This is a genomic window from Kordia algicida OT-1, from assembly GCF_000154725.1.
GTDB lineage: Bacteria > Bacteroidota > Bacteroidia > Flavobacteriales > Flavobacteriaceae > Kordia > Kordia algicida.
On sequence record NZ_DS544873.1, the window covers coordinates 1,116,573 to 1,131,539 of the forward strand.

General features: G+C 33.7%; 11 protein-coding genes. 4 read left to right on the top strand and 7 right to left on the bottom strand.

Annotated elements, in window-relative coordinates; genetic code table 11:
* Positions 1–112 precede the first annotated feature (112 nt).
* From KAOT1_RS04690 to KAOT1_RS04705, 4 genes are all read right to left on the bottom strand, one after another.
* On the bottom strand, positions 113–988 hold the full coding sequence (locus KAOT1_RS04690) for a carboxypeptidase-like regulatory domain-containing protein (RefSeq protein ID WP_007093571.1): 876 nt from the start codon (positions 986–988) through the stop codon (positions 113–115).
* Positions 989–997: 9 nt separating this feature from the next.
* Entirely contained in the window at positions 998–1,894 is an 897-nt protein-coding gene (locus tag KAOT1_RS04695) for a carboxypeptidase-like regulatory domain-containing protein (protein WP_007093572.1), read from the bottom strand.
* A gap of 269 nt (positions 1,895–2,163) precedes the next feature.
* The gene (locus tag KAOT1_RS04700; RefSeq protein ID WP_007093573.1) at positions 2,164–5,415 is read right to left on the bottom strand and encodes a VIT domain-containing protein; all 3,252 of its coding nucleotides are present in this window, start codon (positions 5,413–5,415) and stop codon (positions 2,164–2,166) included.
* Between the two features lie 213 nt (positions 5,416–5,628).
* Positions 5,629–6,495 (bottom strand): alpha/beta hydrolase, encoded by an 867-nt coding sequence (locus tag KAOT1_RS04705; RefSeq protein ID WP_007093574.1) that lies wholly within the window; start codon positions 6,493–6,495, stop codon positions 5,629–5,631.
* 233 nt (positions 6,496–6,728) lie between these two features.
* Here KAOT1_RS04705 and KAOT1_RS04710 point away from each other — a divergent pair, with 233 nt between their 5' ends.
* The 3 genes from KAOT1_RS04710 to KAOT1_RS04720 are packed head-to-tail and all read left to right on the top strand — an operon-like array spanning position 6,729 to position 9,872.
* Positions 6,729–7,352: an L-threonylcarbamoyladenylate synthase gene (locus tag KAOT1_RS04710; RefSeq protein WP_007093575.1), complete on the top strand. Its 624-nt coding sequence runs from the start codon at positions 6,729–6,731 to the stop codon at positions 7,350–7,352.
* A 25-nt stretch (positions 7,353–7,377) separates the two neighbouring features.
* On the top strand, positions 7,378–8,421 hold the full coding sequence (gene mltG / locus KAOT1_RS04715) for an endolytic transglycosylase MltG (RefSeq protein WP_007093576.1): 1,044 nt from the start codon (positions 7,378–7,380) through the stop codon (positions 8,419–8,421).
* Positions 8,421–9,872: an FAD-dependent oxidoreductase gene (locus tag KAOT1_RS04720; RefSeq protein ID WP_007093577.1), complete on the top strand. Its 1,452-nt coding sequence runs from the start codon at positions 8,421–8,423 to the stop codon at positions 9,870–9,872. The genes mltG and KAOT1_RS04720 overlap by 1 nt, the downstream gene beginning before the upstream one ends.
* A gap of 1,163 nt (positions 9,873–11,035) precedes the next feature.
* Here KAOT1_RS04720 and KAOT1_RS04725 read toward each other — a convergent pair.
* The 3 genes from KAOT1_RS04725 to KAOT1_RS04735 all read right to left on the bottom strand — a co-directional run bounded on the left by KAOT1_RS04725 (position 11,036) and on the right by KAOT1_RS04735 (position 13,602).
* Positions 11,036–11,896 carry an OmpA/MotB family protein gene (locus KAOT1_RS04725; RefSeq protein ID WP_007093579.1) on the bottom strand — a complete coding sequence of 287 codons (861 nt, stop codon included), beginning with the start codon at positions 11,894–11,896 and terminating at the stop codon, positions 11,036–11,038.
* A gap of 210 nt (positions 11,897–12,106) precedes the next feature.
* The gene (locus KAOT1_RS04730; RefSeq protein ID WP_007093580.1) at positions 12,107–13,096 is read right to left on the bottom strand and encodes a glycosyltransferase family 2 protein; all 990 of its coding nucleotides are present in this window, start codon (positions 13,094–13,096) and stop codon (positions 12,107–12,109) included.
* Positions 13,097–13,155: 59 nt separating this feature from the next.
* Positions 13,156–13,602 (bottom strand): type I restriction enzyme HsdR N-terminal domain-containing protein, encoded by a 447-nt coding sequence (locus KAOT1_RS04735; protein ID WP_007093581.1) that lies wholly within the window; start codon positions 13,600–13,602, stop codon positions 13,156–13,158.
* Positions 13,603–13,661: 59 nt separating this feature from the next.
* Between KAOT1_RS04735 and holA the strand changes: the two genes are divergently transcribed.
* The gene (gene holA / locus KAOT1_RS04740; protein WP_007093582.1) at positions 13,662–14,666 is read left to right on the top strand and encodes a DNA polymerase III subunit delta; all 1,005 of its coding nucleotides are present in this window, start codon (positions 13,662–13,664) and stop codon (positions 14,664–14,666) included.
* Positions 14,667–14,967: the final 301 nt, after the last annotated feature.

Consider the following 14,967-nt stretch of genomic DNA (forward strand, 5'->3'; position numbering starts at 1 on the left):
TGAAAAAAAGTTTATTATTTAAATAACAGCAATAGCTCATGTCTTATAATATTATCGGATTATTTACAAGACTTGGTAGCACAGAAGCTCCTTTTTTAGGAGCTTCTTGTATTTACGATTTATTTTGTGCATTTTTTGCTTTGCGTGCTGCACGTCGTTTTGCGCGTTTTTCTTTCCATTTTTTCTTTTGGAATTTGAAGTAGTTCTCAGTTCGTTGATCTCGTTCTTTGATTTCTTCTTTGGTCATCGGTTTGGGATACCATGTTTTATCATAATCGCTTACATAACCATATTCATCAGCTCCTGGCATCTGAAAGCATGCACCACCAACGACAGTAACTGCCACAAGATCATCACCAGATTCTAGTTTGGCATTGTATTCAAGCCTAGTTTTTGTTATTTTGATTGCTTTAGTCGTGAATCCAACATAACTTATTTGAATTTCATCGCCTACTTTTACCGTAATTGAGTAGTTTCCATCAAAATCGGTAGTTTTTCCAATTGTTGTATTTTTTATTACGATGCTTGCGCCTGGTAACGGCATTCCACTTTCATCTGTAATTGTTCCTTTTATGACGATACTATCTTTTTTTATAGAAGTATTTTTTCTTTCTAAAGAACTTATATTTAAGGATTTAAAATGTGAATTGTCTACTTTTTCTATTTTTGATTTTTTGTGATTTGTTGATTTCGTTTCCTGCGAAAATAGCGCCATTGGTAATAATAAAGAAGCTGCATACGACAACCAATGATTCCGTTTTTTTCTATCTGCAATCAGTTTCCTACCCAATTGTGAAACATGAAATCGTCCGCAAAGGTTTCCATTTTTTGAAAAATGGTTGATAATTTCTTCATCGCTTTTAGCAGAAAAGTCAATGACTTCTTTTGTACAAACGTTACAGAATTTACCCTTTTCAGTTGGCGACATTTTGTTCCAATCTTCGTGACAAGGTTCAGGAATACTCACAATAATTTCAGGATGTTTCATAGGATTATCTTATTGGTCAGAAGCTTCTCTTTTTGCTTTACGTTCTGCGCGTCGTTTGGCTCTTTTAGCACGTCTTTTTTCGCGCTTTTCCAACCAGCGTTCGCGTTGACGTTTAAAATATTTTCGTGTACGTTCGTTTCTAGCTAAAACTTCCTTTTCTGTCATGGCTCTTGGATAGGAAGTTATATCATATTTACTAACATAACCATATTCATCAGCTCCAGCAGGTTCAAAATAACAAACAATTCCAATCGTTAGTGAATCTTCAGGTTCAAGTATTGTATTGTAAATACTGTTGTTTTTGTTTACTTGGACTTCTTTTGTTTTAAATCCTACATAGCTTATTACCAAAACATCTCCTGCTTTTGCATTAAGTTCATAGTTTCCATCAAAATCAGTAGTTTTTCCTATCACACTTCCTTTTATCATTACAGTTGCGCCTGGTAATGGCATTCCTGTATCGTCTGTAATAGTTCCTGTGATGGTGAATTGTTCTTTTTGAATTGTATGAGTTGTAGTTGCTTTTCGTTGCAATGAACTTATATTGAGTGATTTGTAATCTGAAACATCAACCTGTGTTGTTTTTACAGTATTGCGTTCTTTTTTTGGTTTTTCATTAGAAAATAATGCCATTGGTAATAATAGCGAAGCTGCATATGATAACCAATGATTCCGTTTTTTTCTATCTGCAATCAGTTTTCTATCCAATTGTGATTGATGAAATCGCCCGCAAAGATTTCCATTATTTGTAAGATATTTAATAACTTCTTCATCGCTTTTAGCGGAAAAGTCTACAACTTCTTTTGTGCATGTGTGACAAAATCTTCCTTTTTCTGTTGGTAACATTTTGTGCCAGCTTTCATGACAAGGTGCTGGAATTTGTACGATGATTTCAGGATGTTTCATTGGGTTGATTTCTAATTACTTTTCAAAGAAAAATCAAAATAGCTTCTGATAAAACCAACAATGAGTAAACAGGCATTTTTAATGAGTGAACTTATGAGTTTATTAGTTGATGAGTTTATTAGTTTATTAGTTGCTTTCAAAGAATAATTCAGCATCTAACATTCGACATTTAAAATTCATAAGAAGTTTATGAGTTGATGAGTTTAATAGTTTAGTCTTTGAAACTATAAGCAGAGTAAATAGCTTAACCAGCAACCAGCAACCAGCAACTAAAACCGCAATTTCGCCACAATCGTCTGATCTTTAGACTTCGTTAATCGAATGACTTTTACTTGTTTGGTTTCCTGTATGGTTCCGTAATCTGTGTACAAAGTCACTTTCATAAATGTAGGATTCTCAATTTTTTGATACCGATCGCCAAAGTATTTAATCTTCACAAAATAATCGCCTTTTATGGCTTTTTTTAGGGTAAATTCTTCTGGTCCAAAACCTTGCGTCATATCTTGCGAAATTTCTCCACCAATTTTTGTTTTGCTGTGTTTGTAATAACATTCTTCATAATTCGGATCGATCACGTGTAAATCTATGTCCGTATCATTATGATTCCAATCGACCACAATACGAACATCATATGTTTCTGGTGTAATGACTTTTGTATCGAGTTTACTCGTATCCAAATCCGTTTTGTATTTCTCTAATAAATGATTGATTTCATTCTTTACAATTTTATTCAATCCAGAAAATTTACGACGACGTGTTCCTTCATATATGTCGCCCGATACTACACGTTCTAACAAGTCAAAAGCTTCCTGACATTCTCCCAAATTTTCATGCGCCAACGCCAAATCACGATATGATTGCACATCTTCAGGACGCAATTCCAACACACGTTTCAATATAAATAAAGCAAGCTGATGCTGATTTGTTGCCTGTAATTGGTACGCATATACTTTCAATAATTCGTAATTGTCAAAATCGGTTTCTGTAATGTTTGATAAAATACGATCTGAATGTTTGAAAGCTTCAAATTCGTCACGGAAAAAATTAGATACATCTACATAATACGCAGGAACTTCCAAATAGCTTTCGCGTTGCAACAAGTAAAAATCATACGCTTCAAAAACAGTTTTAAACTTTCGTAATTCTTCAATATATGGCTCAGAAACTGTCTGATCTGCCACTTTTAAAGTTCCGTATGTCTTTAAATTTTGAGCTCTAGAATTTCTTATAGTATTGTTGTTTGTTGATGAATTTGTAGAAGTTTCTGTAACTACATTTCCATCTGCATTTACTCTAAATATAATCGGTAATGTATAACGAATGCTTACATTTTTATGACGTTGTTTAGCGGGAATCATCTGTGGTAACAAGTTTAACACACGAATAACTTCTTCTGCCACTCGTGGATGCGGAGCTCTAGTTCGTATGTTTTTGATATTTCCTTCTTCGTCGATGATAAAAAGTGCATATGCTCGTTGTATTCCTGCGGATAAATTTAACTGACTTACCGCAGCTATATTAAAATTATCAGCGATATGTTTTTGCATCTTTTTGGCAAAACATTTTTTTCGTTCTGCCAAATCGCGAAATGCTTCACAACCTGGAAATATTGGAGATTCTTCAATCATAACAAATGGAATATCTTCAATAGGTTCTTCTTCCTCTGTAATTTCTACATCATCAACTTCTTCCAAAACGTCAATTTCCTGAATATTTACGGGTGAAGGTTGACTGTAACCAAACGTACTTGAATTCACAAAACCATTGCCGATATTCTCTGTAACTATGAGACGTTCACTAATTTTTGAATCTTCTTCAACAACTTGAATACGATCAACAATAGGAATTGTTTCACCGTTTTTCAATTGCTTATTTCTACGTTCTTTTTCAGCAATAATCTTGTTGTATTCATTGAGTAATTCTGCTGGTGGCTTGATGTTATAGCGAATATAATCGCGTACTTCTTCCAAAACAATCAATGAAGTATAATCGGTTACCAAACCATATTTTGTTGCCAAATTAACAATTTCAGCTTTGTTAACTTTTGAATTTTCTTGTAAATAAGCCAATCGTTTTTGTGCCCACATACGAGGAATATTTCCTGCATCTTTTTGTGCTTTAGATAAATTTAATTCAACACGTTCCGTGATTACATTATCGTATCCGAAATACAAAATGATACTTTCTTCGGAATTTAAATTTTTTCCCGCAATCGAAAAGGTATTGCCAACATTGGTAAATCTATTTGGATAAATGTCTATATTTTTTGAATACGATTTAAAACCTAAGTATTGATATTGCTGATATTTGATTGCTGAAAATGCTTCCGTGGCACTCTTTGAAGTCAAATTGATATACGTTCCTTTTGAAGCTTCTGCCATTTTTTTCAACGCAGGATGATTTGATTTTTTCAAACTATTAAAAACGATCAATGGAGTATCGGAATAATAATTGAAATTACTCAACGACTGAATTCCATCTGAAAAGAAAAATACCAAATCGGAGTTTTTAAATTCAGTATTCAACACATTATAATTGGTTGCTCCATCATAAATAGTAGCTTCTAATTCACTTTTTAAAGTGCTCCAATTTCCATTACGAATGTCAAACGTTTTTCTTGATAATACAGTGTTGCTAAAGGTTTTTAGATGAACTTTTACATTCTTTACATGAGAAAAATACGTAGCTAATAATTCAATTTCTTTCTTTAAATCTCGATCTTTCATGGAAAGCGAAGCGTCCCAAAACATCGTGATTTCTGTTGCTTTTTTTCGAAGTTTCTTTTGTGGATTTAAGATCAAATGTGAATAGAAATAATCGTCTGAAACGACTACTTTTTTAGCACCAACTTTCGTCGGAATTTTTATGAGCAAACTCGTATTCGGAATGTAATTTTGCTTTTCTAATTTCGTTCTAAAGTTTCGTTGCCAATCTTGAAAATTCAATCCAGAAACTTTTCCTTTTTCAATAACAGGTTTGGTATCTTGTTCAAAAACAGTAATAGTAAGTTTGAAGGTATCGAGTTTGTTTTTAAAATTTAGTGGCAAATCGAAATAATAACCATCTTTTTTATAAAGTAACTCTTGTTCGTATGCTAGCACAACGCGTTTATAACCTTTTTGCGGAATAGGGTAGATGCGCGCTTTGTAATTATTTCCTGTGCCTTTTTCTAACAACGCAGGATCAACTCTACGGCGAACGACTTCTTCAAAGGCAATTCGTCCAAGTTCTTTATCAACCACAACGGCTTCACGAAGTTTTCCGTTCACATCCAATGCAAAGCGAGATACATTACAATTTTCTCCTAGCGGAAAAGACAATTCTCCTTCCAACACTTGATTTGTCGGATTGTAATACAACATATCAAAAGTTGTGGTGGTTTTATTGCCAATAATTTCTACGGTAATATCTAAAGAAGACAGACCAACTTGGGTTTTTCCTGCTTTTAAAACAGGCGGTTCTTGCGCTGAACTAATTGCGGTACACAATAATAACAGCACGAATGATACAAATGTTTTCATAAAATCGGTTTTGAGACTAAAGTTTGGAGTCTATACGATCAATATTCATACCATTTTAAGAAAATTTTAAGAATTAGGTGTTAGTTTGGTTCTAAGTACCATTAGAAATTAAAAAAAAACAAATTAGAAGTTTACGAGTTAAAAAAGTTTATATTTTGATGTAGAAAATAGCATATACAATTTATCAAGACCTAAGACCCAAGACCCAAAAACCTAATGATGTTCCCCAATAAAAGCCTGTAGTTTATTCCACGTGTCAATTGCATTCTGACCTGTCCATCCGTGACCTTCTTGCGGATAAAAGGTAAATTGATGCGTTACGCCCAATTGTGTCAAGCGATCACTTAAATCCATTCCTTGTGAATTTGGAATCAACGGATCTTGTCCGCCATAAAATAATATAGTTGGCGGCGCGGATGCGGTAACTTTATTCAGTGGACTGTAGTTTTCTAAAAACGGAATTACAACATTTGCACCCAACAAATCAATATATGCTTGAATAGCAGGATCGACGTTATTCAAATAGGCTTCATCAGCCAAATTTGTAGGTCCAACAATACTTGCTACCATATTCACATTGGCTTGCGTATCATAATCGTAACTCCACAAAAGCGATAAATGTGCACCTGCACTTGTGCCAAGAAAAGCATAATCTTCAGAAATGATATATTCTTCATTTCTAGCTCTCAAATCGGTAATAATTGAAGTAATATCATTCAATTGCATCGGAAAAGGAGATGTTGTTTCGTTAGCCAATCTGTAATTAATATTTACAATGGCATATTCGGGTAAATCTGCTAGAATCAGTTCAACAAACTCGTTCATATCAGCTTTGTCGCCACTTGTCCAACCGCCACCATGTACCAAAATAATCACTTTGGTAGATAAGGTTCTGTTTGGCGGTAAATAAATATCATACACTTGGTCAGTTTCAGCACCATACGAAACATCTAAAATGGTTCGCGCAGCAATCGTTTCTTCTGCCGGATTTGAAACAAAACTAACATCTGAATCAGAACTACACGCATAATTCAACAAGATAAACAAACTTAAAATACCGATGTAGAATGATTTTTTCATAAAAAAGAATTAATTACAATACAAAACGCAATATCCTAAAAAAAAGTATACGAAAGTCTTAATGTTGACTTAAAATTAATACACTATTTAAATTGTTAAAGTCATCTTAAAATCAGTAATTTAGGTTGATTTTTAACCAGAATTTTTAATTCAGGAATAGAGATTGCATACCAATTATACATTATTGCTAAAAATGAATTACTTTTGTGTAATTGAAGTTTGTAAACAAACGTATGGCTGAATTTATCAAATTATATAACGAAAATCCGAATCCGAAGGAAATCAAAAAAGTTGTGGATATTCTTCGCGATGGTGGTTTAGTGATTTATCCTACAGATACTGTATATGGTTTGGGTTGCGATATCACTAATACAAAAGCCTTGGAGCGAATTGCCAGAATAAAAGGGATTAAGCTTGAAAAAGCCAATTTCTCCTTTATCTGTAATGATTTAAGCCATATTAGCGATTACATTCGTCAGATTGATACACCAACGTATAAAATCTTAAAAAAAGCATTGCCAGGTCCGTATACGTTTATTTTACCTGGAAATAACAATCTACCAAAAGTATTTAAAAAGAAAAAAACAGTCGGAATTCGTGTGCCAGACAACAATATTGCACGAACTATTGTGCAAGAATTAGGCAATCCGATTGTATCAACTTCTATTTATGATGAAGATGATATTATAGAATATACAACTGATCCTGAGTTGATTTTGGAAAAATGGGAAAACCTTGTAGACGCAGTAGTTGATGGCGGTTATGGAGACAATGTCGCTTCTACAATTATTGATTTATCAGGCTATGAACCAGAGGTAATTCGTGAAGGAAAAGGTGATATTGATATCATTCTTTAAAATTGATTAGTACAGCGTAACATTTATGAAGAATATCAAAATTATTGGAGCTATAATTTTAATTGCAATACTTGCCGCAGGAATTTATATGTATCCAAAAGCTTCCATGTATTTCTATGGAAAGAAAACAGCATCAATCACTGAAAAAACAAGCTTTTACGTGCCAACCAACGCAACATTTGATGAGGTTTTGGAAGATTTAAAAAGTAAAAAAATTATAGAAGACGTTGCTGCTTTTAAAAAATATGCGGTATTTCGTAATCTAAAACAAGAAACGCTTGAAGCAGGAAAGTATATTTTCCCAAAAAATGTAACCTATAGCAAAGTGCTAGAAGATTTACGTCAGGGAAATGGCGAAAAAGAAACACAAGTTACCTTCAACAATGCTCGAACGAAGAAAGAAGTTGCTGAAAAAATTGCATTAACGGTAGAATTATCTGCGGAAGACATTTTACAATTAATTACTGACGAAAAATTTACAAGCAAATACGGCTTTACACCAACAACGATCAATACGATGTTTATTCCAAATACGTATAATGTATATTGGGATATTTCGGCAGAAGATTTAATTGCAAAACTAGCGAAAGAATACAAACGTTTTTGGACACCTGAACGAAAAGCCAAAGCCAAAGCTCTTGGACTGTCACAAGTAGAAGTTTCAACATTAGCTTCTATTGTAGTTTGTGAAACCATAAAAATGGACGAAGCGCCAAAAATCGCAGGAGTGTATGTAAATCGTTTGGAACGTGGGATTCCGCTAGATGCCGATCCGACATTGGTGTGGATTTTGGGTGATTTTACCGTAAAAAGAGTTTTAAACAAAGACAAAGAATTAGATTCGCCATACAATACGTATAAATATAGAGGTTTGCCACCAGGACCAATCTATATTCCATCAGTACAATATATTGATGCCGTTTTAAACTATGAAAAGCACGATTATATCTTTTTCTGTGCGAAAGAAGACTTTTCAGGATATTCCAACTTTGCCAAAACCAATCGTCAGCATGAAATCAATGCACGTAAATATCGCAAAGCCTTAGACGAACGAAATATTTATCGCTAATGGCAAATTACAATCGTAGAGACTTTGCAAAGTTAGTTATCTTAGGCGGAATTGGTTACACGATTTTTTCTTGCGTAGATGATCCAAAAAAAGACAAAACCGCGAAAGAAGTAGAAGAAACGGCGCCAAAAATGCCTGAATTACTTCCAGAAAATATAAAAATCTTCCAAAAAGCAGATGAGGAATATCAAGATTTAACCATTCGTTTCAACAAAAGAATTCAACAAGCTCCAACGTTTATTGCACAATGTTTCAATACGAAAGGTGTTGTGGATGCAATATTATTTGCCAAGTTTAAAGACTTAAAAGTTGTGGTAAAAAGTGGCGGACATAGCTTTGAAGGTTTTTCCAATACAAATGATGGTTTGGTAATTGATGTTTCTGCCATGAAAAAAATGCAGTGGAACGACGATCATAGTGTAACGGTTGAAACTGGTTGTATCTTAAAAGAATTATACGACGAAATGTTGCCAAAACAACGCATTTTACCTTCAGGTTCGTGCGCAACTGTCGGAATTGCTGGTTTAACACTCGGTGGCGGATACGGTTTTTTCAGTCGAAAATATGGTTTGACGTGTGATAGTTTGCAAGAAATCACGATGGTAGATGGCAACGGAAACATTCATCACGAAAGTGGAAACTCCGCCATACTAAAAGCTTGTAAAGGCGGCGGAAATGGGAACTTCGGAATTGTCACAAAAATGAAATTCCGAACGTATCAAGCACCAAAATTCTTTCAAACATATCGTTGCAAAGCTTATAAATTAACCACAGAAAGAGCCAAATCTTTATTAAAAATGTGGTTTCAATACACCAAAAAATTGCCAAATACAGCATTTTCTGCTTTTGTATTGAACGGAAAAACATTGACGATTCTCATTACAAATTATGCAACTGATAATAAAGGTGTTATGAAAATGTACAATGCTTTAAAAGCAGTTTCTGACAAAGCAACTATAGGAAGCAAACGACCGTTACAAAAAGCGTTGAAAACATTTTATGGCGTACAGCATCCTATCTATTTTAAAAACGCTTGCGCGGGATTGTACAAGGATTATACTGAAATTGAAGGTTGCATGGACGATGTAATTTCAAAAGTCATTTCGTCTCGCGGTTTGATTTACCAAGTGAATACGCTTGGCGGAAATATTAATTCTTCTTCGGCTGAAAAAAGATCGGTTTTTCCACACAGAAGCTATCCGTATTTATCAGAATTGCAATCGTATTGGGACAAACCTTCGCAGGAAGCCAGCCGATTGAAAGCATTTCAGGAAGTTCAAGATCGTTTTTACAAACACGGAATTCGTGCGCATTACCGCAATTATCCTGATATCAATTTTAAAGATTTTGAAACTTCGTATTACGGAAAATATTTGCCTGAATTAAAAGCAATTAAACAACAACTTGATCCTGAAAATCGCATTCAGCATCCGCAGAGTATTTCTGTTTAGGTTCGCTTATGCTCTTAGACTCGGCTTTGCCTTTTAGTATCGCTTCGCTTTTGGATCGCTTCGCTTTTGGATCGCTTCGCTTTTGGATCGCTTCGCGAAGGTTCTTAGAATACTTTAATACCTTAACATTTCCAAGTGTCACTTTGAGTGCCGAATCTGCGATTTGGTGTATCGAGAAGTACTTTGAAATTAGATTGGTTTTGTTTCGCTTTGCTCACAATTCAAGGATTAAAATATTCAATAATTCAAGGTTGTTTCCGAGATCATTATTAGATTTTATATAAAATGCTAAATGCGTTTCAAAGACAAATTTGAGTGTTGTTTGAAACTAATTGATACATTTTCAAATTTTCAAATTGTTACATTAAAATTTAAGTATCGCTGTCGCTCAAAGTATATTCGTATTTTAGTTTGAATTTCCAATTACTTTTGGAACTTGACTAATACCTAATACCTAATACCTAAAAGCTAATGCCTATTTTTTCGCTACGCTGAATTCAAAGATTAAAATATTCAATAATTCAAGGCTGTTTCCGAGATCATTATTAGATTTTATATAAAATGCTAAATGCGTTTCTATGACAAACTTGAGTATTATTTGAAACTAATTGATATATTTTTCAAATTTTCAAATTGCCACATTAATAACGTTTATAAAATTTAAGTATCGCTGTCGCTCAAAGTATATTCGTATTTTAGTTTGAATTTCCAATTACTTTTAGAACTTGCCTAATGCCTATTTTTTCGCTACGCTCAATTCAAGGATTAAAATATTCAATAATTCAAGGCTGTTTCCGAGATCATTATTAGATTTTATATAAAATGCTAAATGCGTTTCAAAGACAAACTTGAGTGTTGTTTGAAACTAATTGATACATTTTCAAATTTTCAAATTGCCACATTAATAACGTTTATAGAATTTTGGTATCGCTGTCGCTAATAGTATGTTCATATTTTAGTTTGAATTTCCAATTACTTTTAGAACTTGACTAATACCTAATTCCCAAAAGCTAATGCCTATTTTTTCGTTACGCTCAATTCAAGGATTAAAATATTCAATAATTCAAGGTTTTATTCGTTTTTTCTCTCGGTTTCGACTTCATTCCACAAAAAAAGCGTCCAACACAGGTTGAACGCTTTTCTATTAGTTGCCTAAAACTATATTATTTTCCTTCCGCAGAAAGGTTTTTCATTTCTTTTTCAATCATTTCGTAGAATTGGTCAATTTTTGGTAACACAACAATTCTAGTTCGTCTGTTAGTTGCTCTGTTTTCAGGCGTATCATTTTCCACTAAAGGAACATAATAACTTCTTCCTGCTGCAATTAATTGCCCTGGATTTACACCAAGTTCTTGCAACACACGAATGATAGACGTAGAACGTTTTACACTTAAATCCCAGTTGTCAATCAATACACCTTTGTTGTAAGGTACATTGTCCGTATGACCTTCCACCATACATTCAAAATTAGGCTTGCTGTTTACCACTTTCGCCACTTTTCCTAATACTACTTTCGCTTTATCAGTTACGTTGTAGCTTCCGCTTTTAAACAATAATTTATCAGCAATAGAGATAAATACAACTCCTTTTTCTACATTAATTTCAATATCTGGATCGTCAATTCCTACTGCTTTTTTCAAGCTAGAAACAATTGCCAACGTTACACTATCTTTCTTGTTTAAAGCGTCTTGCAAACGTGTAATTTTCAAATCCTTTTCTTTCATGCTTTCTAATGACTTTTCAAGGTTTTCAGCACCTTTTGTCGTCAAAACAGTCATGTCTTTCGTATTTTGAATCAAATCTTGATTCGTTTTCTTTAAATCAGAAACACGATCTTCTAGTGCTTCAGCTCTTGCAGATGCAGAAGCTTTTTCTTCAAGACAAGCATTTAATTTAACGGTTGCAGAATTCAATAAATCTTTAGTTTCCTTGTGTCTTGCTTCCAATTCGGCAAATTCTTTTTTAGAAACACAAGAGGATAACAAAATAGACACTGTTGCTGTCAGTAAGAGGATCTTCTTCATAAATCTTATTTTTATATATTAAAACGGTTTTTTCAAAATTCTAATCAAAAGTATTAAAAATGATATTGTTTTTACAAGTATTAACAAACTTTTAAAGGTATTGTAACTTGTTTTTTTAACACTTAAAAAAGAACTACAATATTCCTAAAATATTGTATGAAGCCTTTGCTGTATCCGTTTTTTCTTTGACTGAAAAAGGAATCGGCTGAATTATAATTCAGTATAGATTTTTTTTCCTTTAACAAAATAAGAGTATACGATCGATTGATGTTGAAAGTATTTTTTTTCTTGACGATTTCCGCGCTTTTTAAGCATTTTTGGCAAACGTGTATAAAAATGAAAGTGTGCTTTTAAGATTGACCAAGTATGTTTGAATTTGAGCTGAAATAAAAACTGAACTCCAGCAATTCCGTCCAAAACTAAGCGTGAAAAAATGATTGGAAATAAGATACCTTTCGGAAGGTTCTTCGCAAGCATACACAAGGAATTTCTAAAATTCAAATAGGTTTTTTGTGGATTTGTACTATGTAATGTGGCACCACCAACATGATATACCACACTTTCTGAAATATATGTTGTTTGATAGCCTAAATTATATGCGCGCCAACACAAATCAATTTCTTCTTGATGCGCAAAAAAGTCTTCGTCAAAACCGTTCAATTCCTGAAAAACCGTTTTTCGGATGAATAAACACGCACCAGAAGCCCAAAATATTTTTTTTGTATCGTTGTATTGATTGGTATCTTTTTCTACAGTGTGAAAGATTCGTCCACGACAATACGGATAACCATATTTGTCTATAAATCCGCCAGCAGCTCCCGCATATTCAAAATGTGTTTTTTGTTTAAAATCTAAAATTTTTGGTTGAATGATGGCAGTTTCAGCATTCGATTCAAATTCCAACAGAATAGGAGTGAGCCAATTTTCAGTGACTTCAATATCTGAATTTAACAGACAAAAAATATCTTCTGAAACATGCGGTAAAGCATCATTATATCCTTTGGCATAACCGCCATTTTCAGCATTTTCAATGATTTTTACCGTAGGAAAATTAGTTTTAACATACGCAATGGAATCATCTGCGGAAGCATTATCAGCCACGTACACAGTCGCTTCTTTCGAAAACGAAACCACTTTCGGTAAAAACTGTTCTAAAAGTTGTTTTCCGTTCCAATTCAGGATGACTACGGCAATTTTCATATTGAAATTTTAAAATATTATAGTTAACAACACACAACACACAACACACAACTCACAACTCACAACTCATAATCTGGTATCTCTCTCAAAAAATGATATTGCTGTGCTTCATAATCCATTGTGCAATAATAATGATTCATTCCGTTGGTCACCATTAAATATTCTGCATCCAAAATCATGTTATAACGTGCAATCTGGTCAAATGTCTGTTGATTGATCGTAATCGTACTGCGTTTACATTCTACTACCAAAAAAATACTTCCGTCAGAGTTAAAAATAACAATATCATATCGTTTCTTTAAGTTGTTGAAAATGAGTTCTTTCTCAACGTTAATCAAGCTGATTGGATAGTTTTTTTCTTGAAGTAGAAATTGCACCGTATGTTGCCGAACCCATTCTTCTGGAGTTAAGACTACAAACTTTTTCCGGATGGCATCAAAAATATAGATTTTATTTTCCCTATTTTTGAAGCGGAACGAATATTTTGGAAAATTTAAGAGTTCCATAGCACAAAACTAACGATTCGTGCATCGAAAACCAATACAATTGCGTATTTGTCTAAAGAATGGAAGAAGCTAAACAAATTGTCGTTGATATACAGCAAGGAAATATTAAACCTATTTATTTTTTAATGGGTGAAGAAGCCTATTATATTGACAAAATTGCAGAATATATTGAAGAAAAAGTCTTGGCGGAAGAAGAAAAAGGCTTTAACCAAATGGTGTTGTACGGACGCGATGTGACGGTTGATGATATTGTGGCAAATGCAAAACGCTATCCGATGATGGCAGAACGCCAAGTGGTTATTGTAAAAGAAGCACAAGACTTATCGCGCACGATTGATAAATTGGTCAGTTATATTGAAAATCCACAACCAACAACGGTTTTAGTAATTTGCTATAAATACAAAAAGATTGCGAAGAATAAGAAATTGTACAAAGTCACTAAGAAAAATGGTGTGATGTATGAAAGCAAGAAATTGTATGAAAATCAGGTGGCAGATTGGATTCGTAGAGTTTTAGCAGGAAAAAAATATAAAATCACGCCGAAAGCTGCACAAATGCTGGTAGAATTTTTAGGAACGAATTTGAGTAAGATTGATAACGAACTGGAAAAACTAAAGTTAATTCTACCTATTGGAAGTGAAATTACACCAGAAGCTATTGAAGAAAATATCGGAATTAGCAAAGATTACAACAATTTTGAGTTGCGAAAAGCTATTGGCGATCGTGATGTGAAAAAAGCGTTCCGAATTATCACTTATTTTTCCGAGAACCCAAAGGACAATCCGACAGTTGTGACGGTTTCGTTGTTGTTTAATTTCTTTTCTCAATTATTACAATATCATGGTTTGCGCGATCAGAATCCAAAGAATGTAGCTTCTGTGTTGCGAATCAATCCGTATTTTGTAAAGGAATATCAAGCCGCAGCGCGCAATTATCCGATGAAAAAAGTAAGCGGAATTGTGGCAACACTACGCGAAATGGACGTAAAGAGTAAAGGAGTTGGCGCTAGTAATTTATCAAATGGAGATTTACTGAAAGAGTTATTGGTGCGAATTATGAATTAGATCGCTTGCGCTCTTAGATACTAGATCGGCTTCGCCTGTTAGACCGCTATCGCTTTTAGATATTAGATCGCTTCGCTCAATTCAAGGATTTAAAAATTTAATGATTCAGAGTTGTTTCGATTTTAGAAACTTTGGGTTTAGACTTGCTACGCTTTTAGACTTGTTTCTGCGTCGCAAAACCTCTTAGAACGCTTTGCTTTTAGAACTTTTCTTAACTTACTAAAACTTTTTGAATCGTCATTGCGAACGCAGTGAAGCAATCTGCTTTTTTTTAATCTGTTTCGTACTTTGAAACTAATTG